Annotated in this window: 25 protein-coding genes; 9 read left to right on the top strand and 16 right to left on the bottom strand. The window is 59.8% G+C overall.

Annotation, left to right across the window (positions count from 1 at the left end):
* Positions 1 to 159 precede the first annotated feature (159 nt).
* Positions 160 to 345 (bottom strand): 4-oxalocrotonate tautomerase, encoded by a 186-nt coding sequence (locus AB8B31_RS31480; protein WP_003553363.1) that lies wholly within the window; start codon positions 343 to 345, stop codon positions 160 to 162.
* A 125-nt stretch (positions 346 to 470) separates the two neighbouring features.
* Here AB8B31_RS31480 and AB8B31_RS31475 point away from each other — a divergent pair, with 125 nt between their 5' ends.
* The 3 genes from AB8B31_RS31475 to AB8B31_RS31465 all read left to right on the top strand — a co-directional run bounded on the left by AB8B31_RS31475 (position 471) and on the right by AB8B31_RS31465 (position 2,688).
* Positions 471 to 1,355 carry a LysR family transcriptional regulator gene (locus tag AB8B31_RS31475; RefSeq protein ID WP_130759302.1) on the top strand — a complete coding sequence of 295 codons (885 nt, stop codon included), beginning with the start codon at positions 471 to 473 and terminating at the stop codon, positions 1,353 to 1,355.
* Positions 1,356 to 2,113: 758 nt separating this feature from the next.
* Positions 2,114 to 2,245 carry a hypothetical protein gene (locus tag AB8B31_RS31470; protein WP_261321132.1) on the top strand — a complete coding sequence of 44 codons (132 nt, stop codon included), beginning with the start codon at positions 2,114 to 2,116 and terminating at the stop codon, positions 2,243 to 2,245.
* A gap of 17 nt (positions 2,246 to 2,262) precedes the next feature.
* Positions 2,263 to 2,688, top strand: a complete 426-nt coding sequence (locus AB8B31_RS31465; RefSeq protein WP_130759300.1) for a hypothetical protein — start codon at positions 2,263 to 2,265, stop codon at positions 2,686 to 2,688.
* Between the two features lie 122 nt (positions 2,689 to 2,810).
* Here the strand turns inward: AB8B31_RS31465 and AB8B31_RS31460 are convergent, their stop codons facing one another.
* Together AB8B31_RS31460 and AB8B31_RS31455 are read right to left on the bottom strand one after the other, a co-directional pair.
* Entirely contained in the window at positions 2,811 to 3,860 is a 1,050-nt protein-coding gene (locus AB8B31_RS31460; RefSeq protein ID WP_028732513.1) for a class I SAM-dependent methyltransferase, read from the bottom strand.
* Between the two features lie 156 nt (positions 3,861 to 4,016).
* Positions 4,017 to 5,075 carry an alpha/beta fold hydrolase gene (locus AB8B31_RS31455; protein ID WP_047618112.1) on the bottom strand — a complete coding sequence of 353 codons (1,059 nt, stop codon included), beginning with the start codon at positions 5,073 to 5,075 and terminating at the stop codon, positions 4,017 to 4,019.
* A gap of 71 nt (positions 5,076 to 5,146) precedes the next feature.
* Here AB8B31_RS31455 and AB8B31_RS31450 point away from each other — a divergent pair, with 71 nt between their 5' ends.
* Positions 5,147 to 5,332 (top strand): hypothetical protein, encoded by a 186-nt coding sequence (locus AB8B31_RS31450; RefSeq protein ID WP_130759298.1) that lies wholly within the window; start codon positions 5,147 to 5,149, stop codon positions 5,330 to 5,332.
* A 277-nt stretch (positions 5,333 to 5,609) separates the two neighbouring features.
* Here AB8B31_RS31450 and AB8B31_RS31445 read toward each other — a convergent pair whose 3' ends face one another.
* The gene (locus tag AB8B31_RS31445) at positions 5,610 to 6,380 is read right to left on the bottom strand and encodes an SDR family NAD(P)-dependent oxidoreductase (RefSeq protein WP_130759711.1); all 771 of its coding nucleotides are present in this window, start codon (positions 6,378 to 6,380) and stop codon (positions 5,610 to 5,612) included.
* 225 nt (positions 6,381 to 6,605) lie between these two features.
* On the opposite strand from AB8B31_RS31445, the gene AB8B31_RS31440 reads away from it, so the two are divergent.
* Complete coding sequence (locus AB8B31_RS31440) at positions 6,606 to 8,534, top strand: adenylate/guanylate cyclase domain-containing protein (RefSeq protein WP_130759710.1); 1,929 nt, start codon at positions 6,606 to 6,608, stop codon at positions 8,532 to 8,534.
* A 132-nt stretch (positions 8,535 to 8,666) separates the two neighbouring features.
* Here the strand turns inward: AB8B31_RS31440 and AB8B31_RS31435 are convergent, their stop codons facing one another.
* Complete coding sequence (locus AB8B31_RS31435) at positions 8,667 to 9,251, bottom strand: hypothetical protein (protein WP_130759297.1); 585 nt, start codon at positions 9,249 to 9,251, stop codon at positions 8,667 to 8,669.
* A gap of 512 nt (positions 9,252 to 9,763) precedes the next feature.
* Between AB8B31_RS31435 and AB8B31_RS31430 the strand changes: the two genes are divergently transcribed.
* The 3 genes from AB8B31_RS31430 to AB8B31_RS31420 all read left to right on the top strand — a co-directional run bounded on the left by AB8B31_RS31430 (position 9,764) and on the right by AB8B31_RS31420 (position 13,629).
* A complete protein-coding gene (locus tag AB8B31_RS31430) occupies positions 9,764 to 10,849 on the top strand; it encodes a polysaccharide pyruvyl transferase family protein (RefSeq protein ID WP_047618109.1) in 1,086 nt (361 codons plus the stop codon).
* A gap of 19 nt (positions 10,850 to 10,868) precedes the next feature.
* Complete coding sequence (locus AB8B31_RS31425) at positions 10,869 to 12,383, top strand: lipopolysaccharide biosynthesis protein (RefSeq protein ID WP_047618107.1); 1,515 nt, start codon at positions 10,869 to 10,871, stop codon at positions 12,381 to 12,383.
* 154 nt (positions 12,384 to 12,537) lie between these two features.
* The gene (locus AB8B31_RS31420; RefSeq protein ID WP_439007659.1) at positions 12,538 to 13,629 is read left to right on the top strand and encodes an acyltransferase family protein; all 1,092 of its coding nucleotides are present in this window, start codon (positions 12,538 to 12,540) and stop codon (positions 13,627 to 13,629) included.
* Positions 13,630 to 13,741: 112 nt separating this feature from the next.
* On the opposite strand, the gene AB8B31_RS31415 is transcribed toward AB8B31_RS31420, so the two are convergent.
* The 11 genes from AB8B31_RS31415 to AB8B31_RS31365 all read right to left on the bottom strand — a co-directional run bounded on the left by AB8B31_RS31415 (position 13,742) and on the right by AB8B31_RS31365 (position 24,171).
* Positions 13,742 to 14,617, bottom strand: a complete 876-nt coding sequence (locus AB8B31_RS31415; RefSeq protein ID WP_018246162.1) for an FHA domain-containing protein — start codon at positions 14,615 to 14,617, stop codon at positions 13,742 to 13,744.
* 2 nt (positions 14,618 to 14,619) lie between these two features.
* Positions 14,620 to 15,525, bottom strand: coding sequence for a type II secretion system F family protein (locus AB8B31_RS31410; protein ID WP_018246161.1), 906 nt, complete (start codon positions 15,523 to 15,525; stop codon positions 14,620 to 14,622).
* On the bottom strand, positions 15,522 to 16,385 hold the full coding sequence (locus tag AB8B31_RS31405; RefSeq protein WP_018246160.1) for a type II secretion system F family protein: 864 nt from the start codon (positions 16,383 to 16,385) through the stop codon (positions 15,522 to 15,524). The genes AB8B31_RS31410 and AB8B31_RS31405 overlap by 4 nt, the downstream gene beginning before the upstream one ends.
* 110 nt (positions 16,386 to 16,495) lie before the next feature.
* Entirely contained in the window at positions 16,496 to 18,394 is a 1,899-nt protein-coding gene (locus AB8B31_RS31400) for an ATPase, T2SS/T4P/T4SS family (protein ID WP_018246159.1), read from the bottom strand.
* Between the two features lie 20 nt (positions 18,395 to 18,414).
* Positions 18,415 to 19,371, bottom strand: a complete 957-nt coding sequence (locus AB8B31_RS31395; RefSeq protein WP_018246158.1) for a Flp pilus assembly protein CpaB — start codon at positions 19,369 to 19,371, stop codon at positions 18,415 to 18,417.
* Positions 19,368 to 20,294 carry a hypothetical protein gene (locus AB8B31_RS31390; protein ID WP_439007658.1) on the bottom strand — a complete coding sequence of 309 codons (927 nt, stop codon included), beginning with the start codon at positions 20,292 to 20,294 and terminating at the stop codon, positions 19,368 to 19,370. The genes AB8B31_RS31395 and AB8B31_RS31390 overlap by 4 nt, the downstream gene beginning before the upstream one ends.
* Before the next feature lies 1 nt (position 20,295).
* Complete coding sequence (locus tag AB8B31_RS31385) at positions 20,296 to 20,976, bottom strand: TadE/TadG family type IV pilus assembly protein (RefSeq protein WP_018246156.1); 681 nt, start codon at positions 20,974 to 20,976, stop codon at positions 20,296 to 20,298.
* A complete protein-coding gene (locus tag AB8B31_RS31380; protein WP_018246155.1) occupies positions 20,948 to 22,591 on the bottom strand; it encodes a TadE/TadG family type IV pilus assembly protein in 1,644 nt (547 codons plus the stop codon). Before AB8B31_RS31380 ends, AB8B31_RS31385 begins: the two co-directional genes overlap by 29 nt.
* Positions 22,588 to 23,385: a TadE/TadG family type IV pilus assembly protein gene (locus tag AB8B31_RS31375; RefSeq protein ID WP_018246154.1), complete on the bottom strand. Its 798-nt coding sequence runs from the start codon at positions 23,383 to 23,385 to the stop codon at positions 22,588 to 22,590. The genes AB8B31_RS31380 and AB8B31_RS31375 overlap by 4 nt, the downstream gene beginning before the upstream one ends.
* A 5-nt stretch (positions 23,386 to 23,390) precedes the next feature.
* Positions 23,391 to 23,954: an A24 family peptidase gene (locus AB8B31_RS31370; RefSeq protein WP_018246153.1), complete on the bottom strand. Its 564-nt coding sequence runs from the start codon at positions 23,952 to 23,954 to the stop codon at positions 23,391 to 23,393.
* A 13-nt stretch (positions 23,955 to 23,967) separates the two neighbouring features.
* A complete protein-coding gene (locus tag AB8B31_RS31365) occupies positions 23,968 to 24,171 on the bottom strand; it encodes a hypothetical protein (protein WP_018246152.1) in 204 nt (67 codons plus the stop codon).
* A 406-nt stretch (positions 24,172 to 24,577) separates the two neighbouring features.
* Between AB8B31_RS31365 and AB8B31_RS31360 the strand changes: the two genes are divergently transcribed.
* Positions 24,578 to 25,954 carry a CpaF family protein gene (locus tag AB8B31_RS31360; protein WP_026188734.1) on the top strand — a complete coding sequence of 459 codons (1,377 nt, stop codon included), beginning with the start codon at positions 24,578 to 24,580 and terminating at the stop codon, positions 25,952 to 25,954.
* The last annotated feature ends 6 nt before the right edge of the window (positions 25,955 to 25,960 follow it).

The following is a 25,960-nucleotide window of genomic DNA, read 5'->3' as shown; positions in this document are numbered from 1 at the left end:
TGAGGGCGCAAAGCAGCCTTATCCTTCGACGACGAAAAAGTTCGCTTAGGTCAACCGGCCGCCCTTCACATTCAGCACGGGAGCCGCCTGCCGGCTCCCTGTCCAATACCATGGCGGCGGCGTCCCGCAGCTCGAGCGTTCGACGCTGCGGGTCGCCTCTCAGGCTTCAGATTTCAGCTTGCCACCGACCGCCCAGGAATCCTTGGCGATCTCCGTTATCAGGATTTCCAGCGATTCCGGCGGGCACGCCAGGGTTTCGACGGCGGCCTTGGTCGCTTCGCGCGCGAAGGCGCGCTTCTGATCGTCGGTGCGGCCGGGATGCATCTGCAGGTGAAGAATGGGCATGGTGTCTCCTTGGTCAGGTTGGTGGTGTCCGTCGTCTTGGCGCGGGCATCACGACCATGTTGTAAATTCCCTGGTTGATAAATAAGCTCCCGGTATCGTCATTCGAAACCAAGAGGTAGGCAATCGTGGACAAGCTGGCCGGCATGGCGATGTTCGTCAGGGTCATCGACAATGGCAGTTTCGCGGCCGCCGCGGAGATCGCGCAAGTGTCCCCTGCCATGGTTGCCAAGCACATCAAGACGATTGAGACCCGGCTCGGGGCGAAGCTGATCCATCGCACCACGCGACGCCATCAGCTCACAGAGGTTGGCCAGCTCTATTACGAGCGCTGCAAGCGCGCCCTTTCCGAAGTGGCGCTGGCCGAGGCTGCGGCGAGCGAGCTGCAATCGGCGCCGCGCGGCCGGCTTCGCGTGGTTGCGCCGGTCAGCTTCGGGACGCAAGTCCTGGTGCCGGCGCTGGTCGATTACCAGAACGCCTATCCCGACGTCAGCATCGAGCTATCGCTCGACAACAACGTCCATGATCTCGTCGGCGAGGGGTTCGAGCTCGGTATCCACATCGGTCCGCTCTCGGACAGCAGCCTCGTCGCCCGCCCGCTCACGCCCTACCGGCGGATTCTCGCTGCCTCGCCGGACTATCTTGCCCGCCATGGTCGGCCGGCCTCGCCGGAGGCTCTGGCGAACCATCTCTGCCTCGGCCACTCCTATTGGCGCATGCAGGATCGCTGGCACCTGGTTGGACCGGGGGCTGAAATGCGTGATGTATTGATTTCCGGAAAATTCTCGACCAACCAAGGGGCGGCGTTGCGCATGGCCGCGCTCAGCGGCGCGGGAATTACGCTTCAGCCGGAACTGCTGCTCGCCGCCGATATCGCCGAAGGACGGCTTGAGCAGGTGCTGCCGGAATGGTCCTACAAGCCTGTACCGATGTCCCTCGTCTATGCGCCGAACCGTCGGCCGACAGCGATGTTGCGGACGGCAATCGATTTCCTGGTGGAACGGTTTGGGTAGCGACGCTCGGTCGAGGCCGACATGGCTAAGGGGTTGTCTGCTCATCCATGTGGTTGCTATCCAAGCATACGTCATCGAGGTTTGACGAATTATCGGGTTCAGGCTCAGCGCGGAAACAATATTTATGGTAAAACCAGTAATTCTCGTAAACTGTTGCAAGCGCTTGGCGGCACTTTTGGCCGTCATTTCGCTATGCGGCTGTGACCCTATGCTTTAACATTTTGCCGATTTTGAGTTGAGCGGCGACTATAAAACGATAGCCAGCTGCGCAACGAAGTATCTGCCCAGCAATTTTTGGCTTCGCGAAAACCATGATGATGCGAAACAAGTGAGATTTATTTACCTCCCGCCACACAAAATGCAGACCATCATCGATGTTGTCCAAACGGGAGCTGGGCGGACTCACGTCAGCGTAACGGATTGGTCGATCGGAAACGGTATGGTTGATTTGTATAGGAGCTATTTCACCTACTGTGCGTCGACGATCGCTGGATGATTGCTAAGTCATAGAGACCATTCAGCTATTTGAGCTTAATAGCAATTGTGGTGAGTTTGACGAGAGGAGCAAACTCAATTGTCTGTCAGCGCTGGCAGTGTAGAACCGGCAATCAGCGGCGCGCGACCGGCTTCACGGCGGCGCGGCGCTGGAGTGCGCAACACGCGGCCGAGCAGTTGATGTCGGGGAAGTTGAAAAACTCAGCATTGTTGTTTGCAGCAGGGCCGTGATTCAATCGTCGCATCGATTTGCGGAGAATTGAGTGATGATGGCATGTCAGGAGGCTCCGGCGCAGCTCATCTACGACTTCAGCCTCGATGATCATGTCCCTTCCGACCATCTGCTGCGTGGCATCGTCGATGCCAGCCTGATCGCCGCCGACGCCAACAAGTGATGATCAGGAGTATGGAAATGAAAGAAATTGCATGGAGAAACGATGACGACGGGATGCTTCTTGGGGCCAGAGCCCACGATGCAAGATTGATTTCGTTGGAGTTTGTGAACCGTCACCGACTTCTTTTGACTTTAAGGAGAGTTGATGGAACGGAAGTAAAACTCTCGTATGAGGGAGTTCACGAAATTTCCCTGGGGCAAATTTGGAACGATTCGATAGTCATCGATATTTTCATCTGGAGCGTTGAATATGTGCCGGCTTCGCAGTCGGTAGACGTGGGATGGAACGCTTTGTTTCAGGGGCGGGCAGGCCTCCAATATCTTGAGGAGGATATAAGGAAAATAATCGATCGAGATGGGTCACAGTTTTTGTCCATCATAGGCTTTGTCCATGGCACATCAACGGCGGTGGTTTGCAAGACCCTGCGCATCGCAGAAGCTTGAGGGCGCCTATGGCAACGATGAGCCAGAGGCGGACGAGGACAGATCCCGCTTTGCCCCAAGAACGGTCCCAGATGAGGAGCGCCCGCCCGATCTGCCGGACACGGACGCGCCACTCCTTCTAATCAGGTTGCTTCGAGCACCATGTTGAGCGGGGTCTGGGCTGCGCGCCGGACATGTGTGAACCCGCCTGAGCGGATCACCTCCGTCAATCGCTTCTCTCCCGCCTGAGCGCCGAGCGCGAGTCCTGTCTCCTGCGCCAGGGAGGTGGGAACGCAGATCATCGTCGAGGCCGAGTAGTAGAGCCGCCCGACCGGGTTGATGTTGTCCTCGAGTGTATCCCCGGCGGTGGGCTCGACCACCATCCACGTGCCACCCTCCTTCAGCGCCTTTCTGATATGCGCCGCCGCGGTCTTGGGGTCGCCCATGTCGTGCAGGCAGTCGAAGCAGGTGATCAGATCGAAGTCGCTTCCGTCGAAGTCCTGCGCCCGGCCCACCTTAAAGTCCACGTTCGTCAGGCCATCTGCCCGGGCGTGGGCAGTCGCGGCCGCAATCGAATCCGCATGAAAATCGTAGCCGACGAACCGGGAATTGGGGAAAGCCTGCGCCATGAGGATCGTCGACAGCCCATGTCCGCACCCCACGTCGGCCACGGTCGCGCCCGCCTTTAATCTGTCGACGACGCCATCCAGCGCAGGCAGCCAGTCCTGCACGAGGGCGTTCACATAGCCGGGCCGGAACAGCCTCGCCACGGCGCAGAACATGCAGCCGGCCTGATCCCCCCAAGCCACGCCTCTGCCGGTCTTGAAGGCAGACTGGACCTTCGGTTGGTTTTCGACCATCGCGGCAGCCGTATCGAATGCGCCGATCAGGTTGACCGGGCTGTCGGGTTCAGCAAACACATAGGCCTGTTCGGGCGTGAGCGAGAACCGGCCATTCTCGTAATGCACATAGCCCGAAGCCGCCTGTGCTGCCAGCCACTCGCGTACATAGCGCGGCGCACATCCCGCGGCCTCGGCAAACTCGTCGGTAGTCGCCGGTCCGATGTCCCTGAGGGTCTTGTAGAGGTCGAGCGCGTCTCCGATCCGCACCAGCGGCACGCTGACTGCACCGCCAAGGTCGCCAAGGATGCGGCCCACGAGCTCATTGAGCGTAGTTTCGTTGAGTTGGGTCATGTCGGATTCCTCCTGATTGACGGGCGGCCTTTTGCCGATCGCGGTTCAAGGATGAGACCCGTCGCGCCTGACGGCATGAGACAGTTGTCCCGCGCAGTTGCGGATTCAGGCCCGGCAAAGGGGCGTTTGTCCCAAAGATGTCGGCGATGCAGCTCGCTACCTGGAAAGCGCCATGACGATCGCCTGCGAACGGTTATGCACGCCGAGCTTGCTGAAAATCACCGACAGTTGGTTGCGCACGGTCTTCACGCTCTTGCCAAGGCGGGCTGCGATCGCGCGATTGTCGAGCCCTTCCGCGACGAGGTCGAAAAGCGCCGCCTCGGCGGGCGTCAGACCGGCGTCGCGAACGGCGCGCGGTCGCACCGGTCGATCCTGCCCGAGGAAGGTTGCGAGTTCGGCATGGAAGACGGCCCAGGCCGGTTCGTCTGGCAAGAGCACATGGTTCTTGCTCTCGAGCGGTATGAAGCGTGCTCCGGGAATCGCGGCCGCAAGCTTGCAGCCCTGGTCGAACGGCACGCGCATATCGCCGCGGCTATGCGCAACCAAAGTCGGGACGCGAAGTGTCGTCGCCAGATCAAGCACATCGAGCCCCTGCATCTGCCAGAGCAGTTGCGCGGCAACGTCGGGTGCTGCCGTCACACGCTCCAGATCGCCCCACCATCGATGCTGTTCCGGTGTCCCGTCCGGAATGAAAAGGTTGGTAAAAAACCGACAGAACGCCGGATTGTCGCGGCCCCAGCCGATACGGATGAGGTTGACGAGCGTCTCGGCCTCCAAGCGCTCGGCCTCGGTCTGCGCGCGCGCCCGTGCACCCTGACTATAGGCATTCAGGAGCACCAGGTGTGACACCCGCTCGGGATGCCTCAGGGCGAATGCGATACTGAGGGCGCCGCCTTGCGAAAGACCGAGGAGGACGAAACGCGGTTCCTCGATGGAGGCTGCCACGGCATCGAGGTCCGCATGCCACGCTTCAACCGAAAGATCGGCGACATGCCGATCCGATAGGCCGCAGCCGCGCGGATCGTAGCGCACAAACCGGTTGCCGGCCGAGAGCGCCTGCAGCCATGGCCGCCAGACCGGGCTCTCGACATCATAGTCGACATGACTAAGCCAGTGAGCCGCCCGCAGGATCACTTGTCCCGTCCCGCACGATGCGACGGCTATCCGGGTGCCGTCGGCGGAGGCGCAGAACCGTATGGTCTGGCTGAGTTTCATCGGTCAAGATTAGCGCATCGAGAGGTTGCGCAACAGGTCCGTCGCGACGAACTTCGCGCCATGACGGACGTGTGGTCAATGTTGCCTACGAGGCGACCCTTGCGTTCGAGACCGTGCCGGCGGGAAGTTATTCGTTGGGGAATGTCCGGCTGATGAAGAAGCTCGGCGGCCTGCTCGGCGTTGCCCGAGACGGGAATGCGCTAATTGCGGTCACGGGAACCTATTGCGGCCTGAGGTTGTATTTTGAGATGGGATGATTAAATTAGCGGATAGCCGAAGGAGGATACAGGTGGCGCTATTAAGGTACGTTTCAATCTTTGCAGCGGCCTACTTTCTGGTGGCGCTCATAAGCATGGTGATTTTTGGAGAACCGCGGTGGGGAATTTGCTTTATACTTCTGCTGTTCGCCGAGTTTTCCCGTCTCTTTACCGTGTGGTTCAACTTCGCTCTGCGCGGAAAATAGCACCGACGGTATGGCAGCTTTGGGCCGAAAGCGGCGGATGATCTTGGGCTCCTGCGCAGCCAGCCTAGGCCTCAGGCGACGGACCATCCACCGTCCACCAGCAGGTTCGCGCCGGTGATCAGGCTCGCAGCCGGCGATGCGAGGAAGACCACGGCACCCACCACATCATCGGTTTCACCGATCCGGCCGAGTGGAATGTGACCGAGCGTCGCTTCGCGATTGTCGGCATCGGATAGAAATGGTGCTGTACCATCGGTGTGGATGAACGTCGGCGATACGGTGTTTACGGTGACATTATAACGTGCCCATTCCGCTGCAAGGCAGCGTGTGAGGTGATTAATTGCCGCCTTGCTCATGCAATAGATTGCCTCGCCGCGCAGTGCCACGGTGCCGGCCTGTGAGCTGATGTTGATGATCCGGCCGCCATTGCGCTTGATCATGTGGCGCCCCACGGCCTGCGTCATCAGAAAGGTGCCCTTGATATTGACATCGAGTATCTCGTCAAGGTCCTTCTCCTCGACGAGTTCCGCGAGATTGCCCGGAGCCACGCCGACGTTGTTGACGAGGACGTCGATCCGACCGAACGTCGTAAGCGCCGCGTCGACGGCTTGTGCGATATGGGCCTTGTTGGGAATATCCAGTTCAACAGGGAGAACTTTTCGTCCCGTTCCCTCGAGTTCGGCAACCAGACCCGCCGACGCCGCGACATCGCGGACCCCTAAAACAATATCGGAGCCTGCTCTGGCACAGGCAAGCGCGCAAGCTCGACCGATGCCACGGCTCGCTCCCGTCACCAAAGTCACCTTGCCCTCAAGGCTGAAGTCCGGCGCATTCTTCTGCATCATGATGCCTCCCCTCGATGAAGCTCATTTATGGCAGTGTCGGCGTGCGGATGCCAGATATTCTCAGCGTGCTGAGGAGCGTCCATTCGGGACGCGTGAGGTTTGCTTCGGCTCTGGGCCGGATAGCACCACAAGCAGACCTGCCGTTTTGGCGGTGTGCTAGTTGCGGCGCTTCGATGGGTGTAGACTGCCGATACTATTGCATGTTCATGCAAGGCAACAATGATGGGCACCCTCGCGCTCGACCGAAAGCTGCTCGCGATCCTCGCGGCGGATATGGTCGGCTACTCGAAGGCGATGGAGGCCGATGAGGCCGGCACCATCAAGCGACTGAAGGCCATCCGCGCCGAACTGATCAATCCCGCCATCTCCCAGCGCCATGGCACAATTATCAAGCTGATGGGCGACGGCGCGCTCGTCTCCTTCGATAGCGTGGTTGATGCGGTTGCCTGCGCCGCGGAGTTTCAGAATGTCGTGGCGGCGCGCAACGCCGACCTACCGGAGCCTGAGCGCATGGTATTTCGCGTCGGGATCAATCTGGGCGATGTGGCCTTGGTGGATGGCGATGTCTATGGGGATGGGGTGAATGTCGCCGCGCGGCTGGAGCATTTGGCCGAGCCGGGCGGCGTCGTGGTGTCGGGCACCGCATACGATCATCTCCAGGGCAAACTCGACTGGCCGCTCGATTTCGCCGGCGAGCAGCAGGTCAAGAACATCAGCCGCCCGGTACGGATGTATCGGCTGCGGCTCGACGGCAAACGGGCGCGTCGGCCCCTTCTCAAAATGATGCCGCGCTGGGCCAAGGCGGCTGCCGCGGCGATCGTGGCACTGGCTCTGGCAGGCGGCGGGGTCTGGCGGTTCTCGCAGCCCGAACCTTTGAGCGGCAAGCCGTCGGTGGCGGTGCTGCCCTTCGACAATTATGGCGGCGACGAGGCTAGCGGGCGTCTGGCCGATGGCCTGACCGAGGACATCATCACCGACCTCGCGCGGTTTCCCGAATTTGAGGTGGTGGCGCGGAATTCGACGGACGTTTATAAAGGCAAGCCCGTGGATGCCCGCCAGGTCGCAAGCGCGCTCCATGTAGGCTTTGTTCTGGAAGGCTCGATCCAGCGGCAGAGTGATCGGGTACGGATCACAGCACAGTTGATCGATGCAAAAGCCGGCCACCATCTTTGGTCGGAGAATTGGGACCGGCCCGCCGAGGACGTGTTCGCCGTTCAGACCGAAATCGCAGAGCAGGTCGCCAACCGCCTCGGCGGCGGAGTGGGACTGATTCAAGAGGCCGGGCGGGCGGCAGCCAAACGCAAACGGCCTGAAAACCTGAATGCCTATGATTACTATCTGCTCGGGTCCGAAAAGATTGAAAAGCTCACCAAGGCTGATGACGAGGAGGCCATCACCTTGCTCAACCGCGCCGTCGAGCTCGACCCGGGGCTGGCCCGGGCCTGGGTCGAACTTTACCATGCTCATGATCTGATGGGCGTGTTTGGCGTCGATCCCGAGAGCAACCGCAAGGTGGCCGCCGATGTGGCCGAACGCGCGGTGCGGCTTGATCCGAGCGACGCTGAAGCCCATGCGGTGTTTGGTATGAGCCTTGCCAATAAGGGCGATATGGGCCGCGGCAAGTCCGAATTCGACACGGCCCTTCGCCTGGCTCCGGGTTCGTCCGAAATCCTGACCTTTTACAGCGGCTATGCAGCACGCTTCGGTGAACCAGAACGCGGTGCTCAAATGGTCGACAAGGTCATGCGGCTCGACCCGAACTATCCGATGTGGGCGTCCAACTTCTTCGCACCTGCCTATTTTATGGCGGGGCGGTATGAGGACGCGGTGACGATGCTGGAGCGCATGACGCCTGACAACTACCAAAGGTGGACTTGGGTGGTGCGCAGCAGTTCGCTTGCGGCACTGGGTCGAACCGATGAGGCGCATGCTTCAGCTATGGAAACTCTCAAGCAGCACCCCGAGGTGACTGTCGAGAGCATGATCAGTGAGCCCGGCCTAAGCACCATCGAGCGCAATCGGTTCATAGAGACAATGCCACTCGCTGGCTTCCCGGCATGCGCCAAGCCCGAGGCGCTGGCGAACCTCGCCAAACCTGTGCGACTGCCGGAATGCGAGGCGGAGAAGGCCAAACCCCTCGGGCAGCCATAGAACAGCCCTGTGCAACGCGCGCGCCATATAAGAGGCCTTCTCTCGGCACGCTTTCTCAGCGACTTCCCCCGAACGAGCCTTCAACTGGACCAACCATTCATCTGGGATCAGTAGCCATGGAACGCGCAAAACCTACTCGTTGCGAAGATCGACTGCGTCAGAGGGAGCTTTGATCCGATCTCGCTTCGTCTCGAAGATTTCCGTCATCACGGGGAAGCCGGTTGGGGTGGCTCCAACGAACTGGCGGGTGGTTTTGATGATTTTTGAAGTTGCTGTAGAAATCACGACTTCTGATTTGGCGTTATAGCCATTTCTTGCCCAGTCCACCTGAAAAACCTTCACCGGCACAGCGCCATAGAGGCTGTCGGAAGCGTTCGAGCAATGCCGGAAAACTGCTCCGACACCATCTACAGTCTTGCGTAGCCCACGGTGTCGCAAATGCCATCTACCGAGCCCCTGTCGATCATAAGCGAAATCACCAATGAAGACTCGAATTTCGAGCAGGTCAAAAGCGCCCGTCGGCTGAACGCCGTAAAGCCGGTACGCGAAATTGCCTCCAAAGGTGCGCTCATAAGAACGGTTGACGAAATCACATGAAGGGTCTTCGTCTGGCAGACGGTCGAGCAAGCCGAAAGACCTATGGTCTTCTTGTGCGGCGGACTGCGATACGACCGACAAAATCACTGGGAGAATTAAAGCAACGATGCCGACGCGCATAGTGACCTTCACTTATTTTTGGCATGGCGTTTCCGAGCCGCCAGGAGCGACATTACTCCATCCAGCTTGCTCATCATTCACCGCGTCAGGCGTTTAACAATGGAAGAGAGAAACCTTAAGTAGCTTGCACGGGACTGAATTCGGCAACCGGTTGCCGCGTCTTACTCCCGGTCACCACTTTGATCGTAGCCAAGATTGCAAGCGTCCATGGCGAACGAACTCCGCTGTCACAGGCGCAATTGGGGTCTCAAATTACTGAGCAATCCGCGACGTCGGAGTCTCAATCGGGAAGGTCGACTTTGGCCTCAAGCAGACTACAAGCGCTCCAAAAGTGGACCTGTCGCCAAGGCCTAAAAGGCGTCGACCACGCTCGAACCTCGTGATCGCTGGTGGCTAAGAAGTGAGACAATTTGCCCACTTAACTATTACTCAAAAGTAATACATCCTCCAATTGACTTTTCAGAATCGCGGCTGTAATTGCTGTTCGAGTTTTGAAAATACAAGTTGAGTATATGCATCACCTCGGCGAAGTTGTAATACGACGACAAAAAGAAAAGTTGATTGAAATCGTAAGGAAATTTGTAAGCCGGGGACAGCCTTACGTTATAATGAACTTTCCATCAAATAAAGATCCTGGCCATCATGCGAGTTGGCTTGGATTGTCGATGGTATTGCGCGAAGTAACAGGGCGCCTCCCGGTGCTGACTGGCAGTACCGCTCAAAGTATAGATGAGATAAAAACAACACCAGGCGACGCTCCAATATTCATTTGCGGTTGGACCGACTTTGGAGACGCGCGGACGGGCAGGGATGATGTTCGCTACCGTTTGATGTGGAAATATCCGGATCGAACGATCATTCAGATGCCGCAAACGATTCATTTCGCGAACGAGTCCCTCAAGGAATACGCGAAACGTACGATTGGGAGGCATCGCAATTTTTTTTGCATGACGCGCGATGGTCAGAGTTTCGAGTTAGCGAAAGCCAACTTCGATTGTGATGTCGAGGCTGGCCCGGACACGGCATTCGGCATGGGAACGCTGAAACCGTTCGAAGCCGATCCTCTCAGGGTATTATATGTCATGCAGCCTCTTGGAGAGGACGAGGTTGATATAGCGAAAGCGCGAGCGATCGTTGATGGACCTCTTACCAATTGGATCAACGGTCCAAATAGTTTGTCGCGCATGCGCAAGTCGAGCGTCGTCAAGTCGGCGTTGCGGCATGGCTTTAGCCGCACAGAGATGATCGCCCAACATCGTGAGGATGTCGCGGCTCGATATGTCGATTACGGCGTGAAGATCCTGTCCGGCGCGCAACGGATCATCACCAACCATCTACACGGTCATATTCTCTGTCTTTTGCTGAATAAGCCGCATATCGCGGTTGCGAGGGACGGAAGCAATCTACACGACGTCATCGGTAGCCAGACTGGCGATAGCCCTCTGGTGGAGAAAGCGACAAATGCCGGTGAGCTTTTAGCAGCAATGTCTCGCCTGCCGTATGAGATGGGAGGAACTTGGTACAAGTCGAGCAAACCCATGAATCCAAGTCCCGCTATTCCCGCCCCCGATCTAATACCTCAACCCTCCATAGTCTGATTCCCGGTAGGAGCTCACTTTGTCGGTTTTACAAGACGACGATATTCTATTCAGCCATGTCAGTGAGAACCGATCCGCCGCAGCCGTAACCGGTGCCTTCTGGTCGGCGCTGAGCACGCTTATTCCGACAGTTCTGACCTTCGCTGTTTTTGTGGTGACGTCTCGCGTTCTCCAGCCCCAGGATTTCGGTCTTGTCGCGCTGGCATTCAGCATTGTGTCGTTTGCGGGCAGCTTTGGACCAACGGCATTTGGCGAAGCGATTATACAAAAAGCCGAAATCAGGCGCAGCCATCTGGATACGATATTCCTGCTTTCGCTCGCTTTTTCATTTTTGATCTATGGCGCTTTGTGCATAGCCGCTTCGCCAATCGCGGCCTATGTGGGGCATGAGCAAATCACACCCCTGATTTACATCATGGGATTGAAGGTTTTCTTCGACTTCACGGCCGTCGTTCCGAATGCAATTGTCAATAGGAAGATGTCGTTTCATCTGGTAGCCGTCCGCACTGTGATTGCGACCATCACTTCTGCCTGCATTTGCCTTGTTTTGGTTCTCGCGGGTTTCGGCTTGTGGGGGCTTGCGATTGCACAGATCGCGGCCACAGCGGCATCATGCGGCGCCGCTTTCTGGGGCGCCGGGTGGCGGCCCGGGCTTTACCTGAAGCGAGCAAGCCTCAACGAGCTGCTTCACTATGGGTTCTTTGCATCCGGCACTCGGTTTTTACAGACGATGAGCTTGGACAACTTGCTCATTGGGGTGCTCTTGAGCCCGGCAGCGCTCGGGATCTATAACTTTTCCAAGCGTTTGTTTGATATGATCAACAACGTCATCGCCGGTGGCTTAACATCTGTCACGCACGTCTTGCTTTCTTCATTGCGAGCCGATCCGAAGAAAGTGCGAGAAGCATTTCTCATGGCAACGTTTGGCTGCGCTCTGGTGTCCTACCCCGTATTCATTGGCCTTGCCGCCGTTGCCGATGATGCGATCACGACAATTTTCGGTGCACATTGGATCGCGGCCGTTTGGCCGGTTCGGTTCTACTGCGTCATAGGATTGATGGCTGGGATCGGCTACGTGCAGGCATCCTTGATCAAGAGCCAAGGAGAGATGGATTGGTGGTTTTACTACCAGCTGGCACGAAACCTCCTCACACTCCTGACGATCGCAATTCTCTATCCTTATGGCGTCACGACGATTGTTTTCGCCATAATGATCGAAGTTCTGTTGTTTTGGCCGATCACCAGCTGGAAGGTTTCGCAGCATATAGAGCTGAGTATCCCGGCATATCTGGCGCAATTCCTGCGGCCTACGATAGCCTGTGCAGGAATGGTTGCAGTCATTTTCCTCCTCCACGAATTGCTCATTCATTGGTCCCCGTATCCACGCTTGGCCGCAGAAATCCTTGCAGGCGGCATGGTTTACTGCGGCCTGATATTCGTTCTGTGCAGAGCACGTTTAAATATCTTGATCGGCAGTATAAAGCAGGCACGGCAGCGCAAAAGTAACAGGGGTGCGGTTGCCAACCCTGCATGATTTCCAGGCCCTACCCGCATAGACCAGTGTTGCGATTTGAAGGATCTGGTGCTCAAGCCGTCATCTGAAATTATGAGAACGGCGCTTCGGTGACGTTCTCATTCACCGCGTCCGAACGCCCCTCAGACCAACGCGTAATAGGATAATCCATAAGATGACTAGCCTCGACCGCGGTTATTCGCCACCGGCGATGGACGATGTAGGAGTCTCGGTTGCCGACCGCAACCGTTACTATACGCTCGATGCAATGCGCGGATTTGCCGCTATTTGTGTTGTCGCTACACATTTCCGGGAGAGCTATGCGCCTTCAGCCTATCTGGCAGTCGATTTTTTCTTCGTTCTCAGCGGATTTATTATCGCCGATATTTACGGAAAACGGCTCGCCCGCGGTCTGCTGTTCCAGTCGTTTATGGCGGCCCGCATCAAGCGCCTTTATCCGCTCTATTTGATCGGAATTTTGGTCGGCCTCACACAGATCATTCTGTTAACAAGCTGGGGGCTGAGAAATCAAAGTGTTATCGACCTGCTGGCGTCGACGACTGCGAACACGTTCTTTCTGCCCAGCCCAATGTATTTCCTTCAAGCGAACCCGATGCAAGGAATGTTTCCAATCAACGGTCCAGCATGGTCGATGTTCTGGGAACTGTTGGTGAATATAGTCTTCGCCCTGTGGCTTTTTCGGCTCTCTATCCGAGCCCTCTGCGGAGTTGCATTGGTCTCGGCTGCATTTTTGGTTTTTGTCGGTTTTAAATACGGTATGTTGAATATTGGCTGGGAGTGGCCCTCAGCGGTAGGTGGCCTGCCAAGGGTGATGTTTTCATTTACCGCAGGGGTCGTGATAAGCCGTCTATTCGGCGGCATGCCCGCTTGGAGGAAGGGCTGGGCCGCCATTGTGCCATGCCTTCTTCTGATGATTTGCATTGCGGCGCCGGTTCCTGTCGTGCTGCGGCCTTACTACGACTTGATGTTCGCGATGGCCTTGGCGCCGCTCATCGTAATGCTTGGCCTCTTTTTGGAGATGCCTGCAAAAGCAGAGGCGTTGGCGACGTGGATTGGGTATATCTCCTACCCAATCTACATCCTACATCGAGGTGCGATCGGCGTTTTCAAGCCGGTTGCGGCGTCGATTGGATTGAATAGCCCTCTCGCATTCTCAGTGTTTCTCAGCGCGGTCGTTTGTTTCGCTTATGTGACCGCTCGTCTCGTTGACAAAACGATGGCTACGCGGACCCGTCGAGCTCGATAACTTTTGCGTCGGCTTTCCCAGGTGTACCTACTTAAATGCATGGGGTGCGCTGGGAATAGTCGGTCAACCGCTCGTCTTGCAGCAAACCGCTTCGACGAACTTGTGTCGTCGATCAGCGGCGGGCGGGCGGCTTCGTGGCGGCGCGGCGCTGCAGCGCGAAACGCGCGGCCGAGCAGTTGATGTCGGGGACGAGATCGTAGGTCTGCTGGTAGAGGCTCTGCGCCAGCGTATTGTTGCCGCGATTTTCCGAGGCGAGGGCTGCGAGTGCCGTACGCTTGTAGGCCTCGACGATCGGCTCGGCGGCTTTTGCCAGCGCCGCGTCGTCAGACGGTTCGGCTGCAAGCGAAAGGGCGGCATAGGTTGCGTCGCCATCCCTGCCGACGCGGCCGCCGACAGCGCCGTTAAAGCTTTGCTCGGAAACCTGGCGCATGCGTCGGGCATTCTTGATGCATGTCGGAATGCGGCCGGCTTCCGCATTGATGCGCTCTGCCGTCGGGCCACTTTCCGCGCTGCCGCTGTCGGACAGGATCACGTAGCCGATGATACCGACGATGGCGAGATAGGCGACCCCCATGCCGGCCAGGAAGGCCGGCTGCTTGAGGAGCGACTTTTTCGGCTTGTCGTCACTTGCCTTGGAAGCCTCCTTCTTCGGCGCCTCCTTGGCGGCGGCTTTGACGACGAACTGGAATTCTACATCCTTGCCGAGACGGAAGCTGTCGCCGGCCTTCAGCGACGCCGTCTGCAACAATGCTTCGCCGCGCAGCATGATCGGGTTCAGCCCCATGCGGCGAATGATGAAGCCGCCGTCGCTCTGCCGCTCGATGCGCGCATGGATCGGCGCCAGGAACGGATCGTCGACGACGATATCGGCATTCGAAGCCCGGCCGATCGACATTTCCGGCCGGTCGAGCACATGGCTGCGGCTCTGGCCGCCGGGACCGGTCTGCAGAAGGCTTGGCTTGTTTCCGCGAAAGAAGGAAAAGACCATGATCAGAACATCCCACTCGACATCATCTCGACAATTGCCGGGGCCAGCACCAGAAGCAGGATCGACACGACGATCATCATCGCCGGCATGACGATCTTGGCCTTCAGCTTTTCACTGGCCCTGTCGGCCTTTTCCCAGCGGCGGAAGCGCAGGTCGCGCGCGTGTTCGCGCAGCAGCTCGACGCGGTTGCTGCCCTCGACTTCGCCCTGGATCACGGCGCGGATGACGCGGATGACCTCCTCGGCGGTCATACGGCGTTCCAGCCGCTGCAACGCCTCGATCATGCCGGTGCCGAGCGCCACGTCTTTCAGCGTCTGGTCGATCTCCTCGCTCATAACGGTACCGGGTGCCGCCTCGGCATAAAGCCTCAGGCTTTCCGGCAGGGTCGCCTGCGCCTGCTGCGTCATGACGACGAGATCGAGAAAATAGGGAAATTCGCGCGAGATGCGTTCCTTGCGGTCCTGCGCCTTGTCGTCGGCGACAACCCAGAAATAGATCGCCGGGATCAGGCCGAGGATCAGGCCGGCAACGAGCCCGCCGATCACGCTGCCGCTGGCAATGCCGAACAGCACGCCGAGCACGACGAAGCCGAAGAGGCTCAGAACCACGAGAAGCGCGATATATTCCCGCCCCGTCACGCCGCCGAACGGCCGGCCGCCATAGATCAGCTTCTGCTCCAGCTGCGCCCCGTAATCGGCCAGCAGCGGCTCGAAATGCGTCAGCACGAATTCAACAGGCGTGCGCATGCCGATGCTGTCGACGATATTCGGCGGCGGACCATCGCCGCCCGCAGATCGGCGCACCACCTGGATGCTGCCGAGCAGATCGCCGATCCACCAGACGAACAGTGCAGCGGTGATCCCGGCAAAGACGACGGCGATCGGGGCGAGGGGTATCTCGGACATCATACCGACACCTTCATCATCGAGCGCATCCAGAAGAAACCTGTGGCATAGAGAACGGCGCCGACGATCGCGATGACGATGCCGATGGCGTTGCCGAACACCTTGTCGATCAGTTCCGGCTGGCCGAAGAAGATCATCAGGATCATGAACAGCGCGCCGCCGTTGACGACGCGGAAATTCATGCGCGCCTGCGACGACGAGGTCGTGATCTTCTGATCGAGCTTCCAGATTTCCTTGAAGGATTTCGACATTTCCGTCAGCGGTTCGGAAATATCGCCGCCCTGGCGGGCAAAGAGACCGAGGGCCGCATCGACCATCTTGAAGTGCAGGCTCGGCACATTGCGGCCGTGGCGGTCGAGCGCCTCGACCAGACCGATGCCGAGCTTCTGTTCGCGGGCAATGCGCTCGAACTCGCGCGAGGCCGGCATCTGGCCGGTATCGGCCACCGCATTGACGGCTATGGCGAGCGGCTTGCCGGTGCGCACAGCCGAGACGATCTGGTCGACGGCATAAGGAAGCTGCGATTCGATCTGCAGCCAGCGGCGCTGCAGAAAATAACGGATCACGCCCTTGGGCAGGAAGATGGCGACCGGGATGGCGACGATGATGCCTGGGATAGGACCGAAGATCAGCGAGACCACCACGAAGACGACGATCGCCGTGATGCCGTAGGCGAGGATCATCGTATAAGGCGGAACGGCATCGCGCCCGAAGACCTGCGCCGCCTCGCTGGCGAGCGCGATGTCACGTTCGGTGGCGCGCAGCAGCGGCGCCGGCCATTGCACCGGCGCGCCCCAGACGAGCAGTCCCGCCGTCACCGCGCCGAGGGCGACCGTAAAAATCTGCAGAATGCTGATATCCATGGCTTCCCCCTCAGAGCAATTCCAGGAAAAGTGTGAAGTGCTTTTGCCGGGAATTGCGTAAAAACAAAAGCTTAGAGCGGTTCTGCGCTTCCGCAAAAACCTGAACCGCTCTAGACGAACATATCCAGTTTTTCGATCTCGCCGTCCTCGCCGAACTCGACGAGCTCGGCGACGAAGCTCGGCAGGTAGCCGGTGAAGGCATGCACGGCCTGGCCGCCGGCGCGGCCGACGAGATTGAAGATCGGCTCGACGATGATGAGGCCGGTATCCGGATCGATCCCGATCACCTCTGATATTTCGGTGACGGCACGCCGGCCGTTCGCCAGGCGGTTGAGCTGCACGACGAGCTCGACGGCGGCAACGATCTGCTGGCGGATCGCCATCACAGGCAGCGAGCTCTGGCCCTGCAGCACCATCACCTCCAGGCGGGTCATCATGTCCTGCGGCGTGTTGGCATGCGCCGTCGTCATCGAGCCGGCATGGCCGGTGTTCATCGCCTGCAGCATGTCGATCGCCTCCGCACCACGGCACTCGCCGACAATGATGCGATCAGGCCGCATGCGCAGCGCGTTGCGTACGAGGTCGCGGATGGTGACGCTGGTCTCGGACTCCGCCGTCTTCGGCCGCGATTGCAGATAGACGACATGGATGCCGTCGAGCTGCAGTTCCGACGTGTCCTCGACGGCAACGACACGCTCGCCGACCGGGATGAACTGCGACAGGCTGTTCAACAGCGTCGTCTTGCCGGAGCCGGTGCCGCCCGAGACGACGATGTTCTTGCGCGAGCGGACCGCGGCCTCGAGGAATGCGCGCATCGGCTCGCTGAGCGCGCCGGCGGTCACCAGCTTGCTGATATCGAGCCGCGACTTGCCGCCGAATTTGCGGATGGTGAGGCAGGCGCCCTTGACCGCCAGTGGCGGAATGACGGCGTTGACACGTGAACCATCCGGCATGCGAAAGTCGGCCATCGCCTCGCTCTCATTGATCGAGCGGTTGGAATCGACGGCGATGCGCTCGATCACCTTCATCAGTTGCCGCTCATTGGCGAAGGCGAAAGGGTACCGCTCCAGCAGGCCGAATTTTTCGACATAGATCTCGTCATAACGCGTCACCATGATTTCCGAGATGACGTCGAGATCCATCAGCTCGGAGATCGTCCCCCAGCGATACATCAGCTCCTCGATATTGGAGCGCAGGTGCATATGGGCGATCTCATAGCGGTCGCCGGCGTTGAACAGCGCCTGCCTGGACTGGAAGGCAGCGCTGAACCGGGTATCGAGCTGGGCGAAGTCCGAGCGGGTGGATTCGAAGTTGAGCTTGAGTTGCAGGGCTGAGATCAGCGCCTTGCCGACATCGAACAGGCGGCGATTGTCCTGCTCCTCGCGCGAGAGGCTCGCGGCATTCGACGAGGCATCCCGCCGGCCGGTGCGGGCGATGCGTTTTGCCAGCCACCGATAGACGGCGTTCTTGATGACGAGGATGACGAGATCCTGCGGCGCGCTGTCGAGCGCCTCCTTGATGAACATGTCGAGACGCTCGCGGATGCGGCTGCGCGTCTCCTCGCGGCCGAAATCGGAGGATTTTACCAGCCGGTCATATTGCGTGTCTTTTAGCAGTCGCTCATGGATCTCCATCTGCAGTGCCAGCACACGTTCCTGGTCCGGAAACTGCGTGACCGCGACGGGGGCCGCGGCCGGCTCGACGAGTTCGATCGTAACGTTCGGCACCCAGATCGACATGCCGGCCGAAACCGCAACCGGCGTGCCGGCTCGAAGCGGCTGATCGTCGACGCGCGTCGGGTTTCGCCCATGATGCTGCACCGACCAGCCCTGGCCCGACTTTCGCAGCACGAATTGCGGCGAAGAGACGTGGCTGCCGCGCAGCCGCACGACGCCCGCCCCGGCGGGCAGCGTCAGCGTGCTGCTTTCGCCGACGAAATAGGTCTCGTTCGCCGAGAGCGGGATCACCTCCCGACCGCTGCCGTCCTCATAGGAAATCTTCAACAGCATGGCTCATTCCCCCGCGACGCTCACATGCGCGTCCAGTTGATGCTCGGCAGGTCCTCGACGGTATTGTCGGCCGGATTGCGCAGCACCAGATTGAGGCTGCCGTTCGACTGGCCCATGGCAAAGATCAGCATTTCAGCTTCCGACGGCGTCACTTCGACGGTCACATTGTTGTACGTGCTATTGGCCTTGGTGACTGCACCCTCGGCCGTCGTCGCCGCGCCGACGGCCAGCACTTTGACATTCTGCAGGAAGGTGCGGGTGACGACGCGGGTGCGCGAGCTGATGCCGAGTTTATAATCTTGCGCTTGTTTGCGGTAGGCGTTGACATCGTTCTCGTCGGCCCCTGGATACTGGGTGAGATAATTCTTCAGCATCTGCTCGACCGGCGACTGTGGCTGCGCTGGAGCCTGCGGCTGTCCGGTCGCGGCCGGCGCCTGGCCCGGAACGGCAGGCTGACCTGGCACGGCAGCGGGCTGGCCAGGGACCCCCGGCTGGGTCGCAGCGGCCGGCGCCACGGGCTCGACCGGTTCGTCGACCGTGCCGATGATATCGACATAGCTGCCCGGCTCGACGAAATGCCCGACGGCCGCGGCCGCGTTGACGGGAAGGGTGAGCGCCCGTTTACCCGGCGCGATCATCGTCGTCAGGCGTCCACCGTCGGTATCGTCGAAATACTGGAAGAGCAGCACCGAGCCGGCCGGAATATCGCTCGCAGCCGTCCTGTCCTTCAGCCATTCCTGATAGGCGCTGGCCGCAGGCACCGCGAGCTTGGCGAGCGCCCCGAAGCTTTCCGGCAGCATCACCGGTTCGGCGAGCATGTCGGGCGTGATCGCCTGCCCTCGCGTGACCTTCCTGTCGGGCTGGAGCCGCATGAAGGCATAGGCCACCTGCTCGTTCTTGACGCTCTCGGTCCAGAAGTAGAGCAGAACGCCCGTGATGAGCCCGACGATGACGGCCGCGATGAGCTTCCAGTTCATGGTGTTATTCCTTCGACGAAGGGTTGCCTGATTTGAATGACCTCGACGGTCCGGCCGTCGGTCTTGCTGCTGGTGTAGAGAACATTGGCCTCGACGCTGCCGCGCCGGCCATAAAGCGCGGTGACCCCGCCGCGCTGGGCTGGCGGCGTCTCGATGGTGAAACCGTCGCGGACCAGAAGATCGGCGCGCTGATCCGACCAGCGCGAGGCGGTGAGTGTGCCTTTCGACACGACCGTGCGCGACGTGTGGCCCTTGTCGCGATCGCCGATATCGCTCAGCACTTCGACACCGGCCGGCGGACGCAGCGACATCGGCAGCTTGCTGACATCGGCTGGAGCCGCGAAGGCCGGCAGCGTCGAGGCAACATCGTCGAAGCGGCTCATCAGCACTTCGGTCATCGGCGCATCGGCGGGACGACGGATCATGATCGAGACACCAGGGATCGGCCCGTTTGCCGAAGGATTCTTGGGATCCTGCCGCCTCATATAATCGAGGGCTGCCTCGCCGTCGCCGTCGAAGAACCGAACCACCACCGCAAGATCGTCGCGGATCCGGCTCGTCTTCGGGACGATCAGCATGTTGGCGGCAATGACGGCGGTCAGCTCCTCTCTGTCGTTGCTCCTGGGCAGGGCAGGCCGGGTATTGACGGCCAGCACCCGCAGCCATTCGTCGGTGATATCGGAAATGCTGCGATCGCTCTGGTAGGGCGTGAATTCCAGCGGCTGGCCGTTGATGACAAGATCGCGCGGCGCGCGTTCCGGCGCGCCGACGATACCGGCCAGCATCGAATTTAGCGTCACCCTCAAATCCTTGTAGATCTCGGCGCGGCCCGGTGTGGCGACGGCGGCGGCGAGCCCGATGACGAGCGCCAAACCAAGGAGATGGTCAGCGAAACGGAAAGAGATGCGCGCGCCCTGTCTCATCCTATTTCGCTCCCGGAAAGACGCCGTCGAACAGATCGCCGGAATCGCTGGCTACATCGCGGATTTCCCGACGCAGGGTCGGATCGTAGCCGCGGCGCGTCGTATCGTTGTTGTGGGAGGCAAAGAGTGTTGCGTCGTCTACCGTAAACGCATCCTTCCAGCGGATGCTCCTGATCGTGTCGAGATCGTCGGAATCCCTGAACTTGTAGACGCGGTCGGCCGTCGCGGTGACGAGCTGCGGCTTTTCATTGGCGAGGTCGCCGACCATATCGCCGAAGTCGCGGCCGTCGCTCTTGAGGGTGTTCTGCACGTCGTCCCAGACAAAGGTGCGCTGCGGGTCGCCGTCGCCTTCATGCGACGGTGTGCGCGAACAGCTCATGGCGTCGCCCCCGGGCAGTGCCGGCAGGGTCGGGATCGGAAAGACGTTCGAGAAATCCGACGTGCAGTCCAGTCCATTCGCCTCGGCGAAGGCGGCGTTGCGCATCGCAACCATGGTTCCGACCTTCTTGGTGGAAATCTTGTTCGCGTGGATGACGAAAATCACGATCAGCAAGATGACCGGCGCGGCAAGCACGAATTCGATCGAGGCAAGACCGCGCCTGTCGCGGTGCAGCCGCATCAGCAGCCCGCGGCCCGGAGGACCGCCCATAGGCTCAGTGGGTGTTGACGGCAGCCCAGGCATTGGCTCCTCCCTGGTCGAAGACGCGGGTCAAGCCGGTAAAACTGTCGGCGGCCGGGCTCTGTTTGATGGTGTTCGAAACCTGGCCGATATCATCGGCCAGTGTGGCGGGGGCAAGCGATGCGAGCCAGTCCTGGGTGTAGAGATCGAAGGCCGTGTAATTGTGGACCCAGCTCTGCGCCAGCGCATAGGCGGATGGCGTCTTGTCCTTGAAGATGCGGATCTGCAGCCGGGCGCGAGGCGCGCGTGAAACGACCGCCAGGGTCTGATAGTCGTCCAGTTGCTCGCCGCCAAAGGGCGTGAAGTTGAAAGGGATGCGTCCCTTCAGCCAGTAGGGCTTCGGGAAGGAGACGAGAGGCAGATTGGCACCCGTCACGGAGATCGCGCCGCCCGCCGGGCCGCAGACCTGGTTCCAGATCATGTCGAACTTGCGGGTGAAATCGTTCTCGTCGGACGTCTGCGCATCAGAATACCGCGGCGGCACGTCGATCGGCAGCTGGAAGGGGTTGGTGATGCCGAAGCCGACGCCGAAGACCTTGTCTGCGAGCCAGAAGCTGACATCGAGCGCCAATTCTTCCCAAAAGCCGAGATCGCCGGCATATTGTTCGACAATCGCCTTGAACGGGATCTTGCTCAGGTAGGCCGGGCCGAAGGCTTCATAGAAGATGTAGAACTCCACCAGCGCATCGTCGACGCCGCTTTCGTGGTTGACCCAGTCGCGGATATGGCTGCCATCGACTCCGCCTGCCGTCAGCGGACCCTTGCCGTTGGGGAAGCCGCGGTTGGCAAACTCACCGCGCATGAGGAACGGGTCCTGTCCCTCCGTGCCATTGCTCATGGCGCGGCACATTTCAGCGTAGGCCGAGACGGGATTGATGCCGTCGCGATCCACCGGCAGGTTGCCGCCGGCACCTTCTCCTGCACCGTCGCAGGATTCGCACGGCGGATGGAACACGACGTGGTCCGACTTGTTCAGGCGCACCAAGTGCAGGGCTTCGTTGCCGACGCGCTGTGGGAAGCTCTCGACGAGGTAGTCGTTGAGATCGTTCATCGCATCGATGATGTCGCTGGACTTGTTGATGAGGCCCAAGGGGTCATATTTGATTTGCGCCGCCACCGTATATGCGATCGCTTTGGTGGCTTCCGTCGCCCGGAACCCTTGGAATGCCAGGCAAGCGCCGTAGATGATGCCGCCGACGATCGGGACCTTTTGCCAGCCGGGGCAATAAGGCATCGGCGGAAGCGGCGGCAGAAGCGACGCCGGCCCGAAGCCCTCTGTAAATGAATATTGTGCGAGCTTCGCCAGAATGGCGGTCGAACGCAGGGCCAGTTCCGCCGTCGTCAGCTGGAAGGCGACCGAGGTCGCCATGACGACGGTGGCCTGCGAGGAAGCGACGTTGTTCATCGCCATGATGTTGAGATAGCGGGCTTCCCAGTCCGCATGGACGAGCGCGGCGGCATCCGCCGTGTCCTGCGTGCGCTGCTTGTCATAGATCATCTGTCCCGTATTCAGGATCCAGACGATCATCAGTGCGAGCGCGATCGTCATGTAGAGGATGATCGGCGAAAGGAAGCCACGTTCGTCGCGGTGCAGACGTTTGATGAAGGTCGGTGTCATAGCAGGTTCACCTCCGCCGTCGAAATCGTGTAGTAGCGTCCGTCCTTCCTCTGGCCGCGGGCAAAGACCCAGCCGGCATATTCGAGCAGCAGGAAGCGCGCTTCCACCTTGGCGGTGACCGGCACGTGCGGCGAGCGGTTGATCGCGGCATAGAGCGCCATCGGCGCGCGATCGACGGTCACGGTGACGTTCTGCGGATCGAACATGTAGCGGGCCTGGTTGCGCATCGCGCGCCAGTTCTTCGAAAGGCCCGAGGCGTCGGCAAGGCTTTTCAGCGCCTCTTCCGGCGGCTGGCAGGCGCCGACGCATTTCAGCTGGTCGTAGGGTGCGGCCGGGATCAGCGCCAGGCGGGCGGCAAGATCGGCCTTGCCGGGTGCAGCGTCGTCATCGCAGGTCTTGGCGTCGATTAAGCTCCGGATGGTGATCGGCAGGGCCGGGCAGAAATAGACGCGGGCGCTGCGGGCCGCCGCATAGGCGGCATAGTGAGTGAAGAGGTGGTTCTTTGCCAGGATCGTGAACTGGAAGACCACGAACATGAAGAAGACGAAGACCGGCGTGACAAGCACGAAATCCATCATCGTCGTGCTGCCGGAGATATCGCCGTGAAGCTCCGATATCCGGCGCCGGCGGGCGGAAAGCCGCGGCAGCAGCAGCATCGAGGCAAGCAGCATCATGGCGATCGCAAAGGTACCGAGGAGCGCGCCGTGATCCTCAGGGATCCAGAAGGTCCGTGAGTGCAGGATCGAACTCCAGAAGGCACCGTCGAAGATGGGGCGTTCGAGTTCCGCGCGCATTGCCGTTACCTCACGAGTGAAAGAGGGGTGAAATCAGGCATGAAAAGGCACCAGAGAAGTCCGAGAGCAGCGGCAACGCCGAAGCGGACGGTATGATGGGTTTCGCGCGGCTTCAGCACTGAAGCGGCATCGCGAAAACCGGCGGGCAGAAGCAGGGCGAACAATCCGACCGTTCGGGCTAGCACGCTCCACTGAACACGCCGCGCCATGGAGAAAACAGCGATCACGCCACCGACCATGAGCGATGCAAGGGTGACGTCGATGGCGGGCCAGAGACCGAGAATGGCGCCGAGCGCCGCCATCAGCTTGACGTCGCCGCCGCCGCAGCTTCCGGCTGCGAAGGCGATGAAGAAGATCAAACCGGCTGCAAGGAGACCGGCAAAAGCCAGGCCGATCCCTGCCGGACCGCTTCCGATCGCCGCCAGCGCCAACCCGCCAAGCAAGCAGGGATAGGTGACGGCGTTCGGGATATGACCGTGACGATGGTCGAGCACCGCCGCGGTCATGGTGCAGGCGACGGCAAGAGCCGCCGCTGCAGGCATCAGGGTCAGATCATAGGTCATATCCATGACACTGATCCGCTTATTGACCCGGCTCAGGAATTCTCTCGGCATCCGAGAGCGCCGTGTTCTTTTCGTTGAACCATTCGCCGATCTGTTTGCCGAATGCGAGCAGAAGCAGCATCAGCGGAATGACGATCAGGGCAACGGCCAGGACGATCTGGGCCATGTCGCCGCGTTCGTCCTTGTGAAGTGCAATTGCGAGAGTCTTGAGTTTTCCAAACATCTGCGTATTCCTCGTTCCTAGGTTTGTTTCGGATCGAAGACCTTGGCGAAGATTAAGCAAGCATACGCTATCGATCCGAACCAGCACGTTGCTCGTTCCAATGACATTTTCTGCTTCAGCTTATCTTCCCCGACGGCCAACGCTTGTTGAGCAACACCATTAAGACCCAAGAGTGCGCCCAAGGCCAGCCCTCCGTCAAGCAAACGAAACGAAGGGTTCCAATTGTCTTGGAGGCATCACCGGCACAATCGCAGTTGACGTCACATTTTTTTAACTAACCGCTTGAACAAGTTGCGATTTTAGCTGCGCGGGCTAAGTTTTCGTCAACCGCGCAGGGCATCGTCTACTGCTCCATAATTGGTCAATTCTTTCAAGGCGATAGAAGAAACGGCGTGTTGTGCCCATAATGACTGCCTTCGCGGGGCCTAGCCATGGCGTTGTTTGGCGATCTGGATTAAGCTTTCGTCAAATGGTGGGTATCGCCCGCCAGTCGATCCGGAGAGAAAACGATGGAAACGATGAGCAGCATCTTAATACTTGGATTGGTCCTCATTCCACTGATGATGTTCTTTCCAACCGCGGTTCAAATGATGGCGACACTATTCGGGATGAGTACGGTCCTGGTCGGGATGCCGCTCTGATGAAAGCCGTTTCCGACGACGCTGCCGAACAGGCAACCTTCCAGGTCCTGACCCGGGCGCTGGACAAGCTGCTCGGGCCGATCCGTTTTCTCCTCGATGATCCGAGCGTTTCCGAAATCCTGATCAACGGGACATCTGACATCTTCGTCGAAAGGCGAGGCAAGCTCGAACGCGCCGATACGCGCTTTGCCAGTCGTGAGGACCTGGAATCGGCCGCACGCAGCATCGCGCAGTTCTCAGGCAAGCGGCTGACGCCCGAGGAGCCGAGCATCGAGGCCCGTCTGCCGGATGGTTCGCGCGTACAGATGATTCAGCCGCCGGCCGCCCGTACTGGGCTTTGCATCTCCATTCGCCGTTTCCTGAAAGAACATCGCAGCATCCGCGACCTCGTCACCCAGGGCAGCCTGACCGAGGAATCGCTGTCATTGCTGCAGGCGGCCGTCGGGCTACAGAAAAACGTCATCATCTCCGGCGGCACCGGCACCGGCAAGACGACGATGCTGAACGCGCTGTCGGAAGCCTTTGCCGACCACGAGCGCGTCATCGTCATCGAGGACACGTCCGAACTGCAGATCCGCAAGGAACACGTGGTCTATCTCGAAGTGACCAAGCCCGACCGTTTCGGTCGCGGCGGCGCCACCATCCGAGACCTGTTCCGCTCGTCGCTGCGCATGCGGCCCGACCGGATCATCGTCGGCGAGTGCCGCGGCGGCGAGGCGCTCGATATGATCCAGGCGATGACATCCGGCCACAGCGGCAGCCTTTCGACGGTGCATGCGAACACGCCCTATGATTCCCTGCACCGGCTGGAAACGCTGGCGCTGATGTCGGACATCGACATGCCGCTTCGGCCGCTGCGCGCCCAGATCGCCTCGGCGGTCGACGTCGTCGTGCAGATCGCCCGTTTCAAGCGCACCGGCCGGCGCCGGGTGATCGAGATTTCCGAGATCAAGGGTTTGAACAATGACGGCCAGTATATCGTCGAAAGCATCTACAAGCTCGAGGGCGACGGACATTCCAATCCCGATGGCGCACTGCTGTGGACCGGTGTCGTGCCAAGCTTTGCCGCCGATGCGGTCGAAGAGCTGCAAGGGGCGGAGCGCCCCGAATGGGTCGGTGCTGCCGCGCTGCATACAGCTTAAAAACGA

This window comes from Rhizobium sp. 62_C5_N11_2 (genome assembly GCF_051811185.1).
Lineage (GTDB): Bacteria > Pseudomonadota > Alphaproteobacteria > Rhizobiales > Rhizobiaceae > Rhizobium > Rhizobium leguminosarum.
Note: the sequence above shows the minus strand (reverse complement) of the source record. Positions and strands in the feature narration are given on the sequence as shown.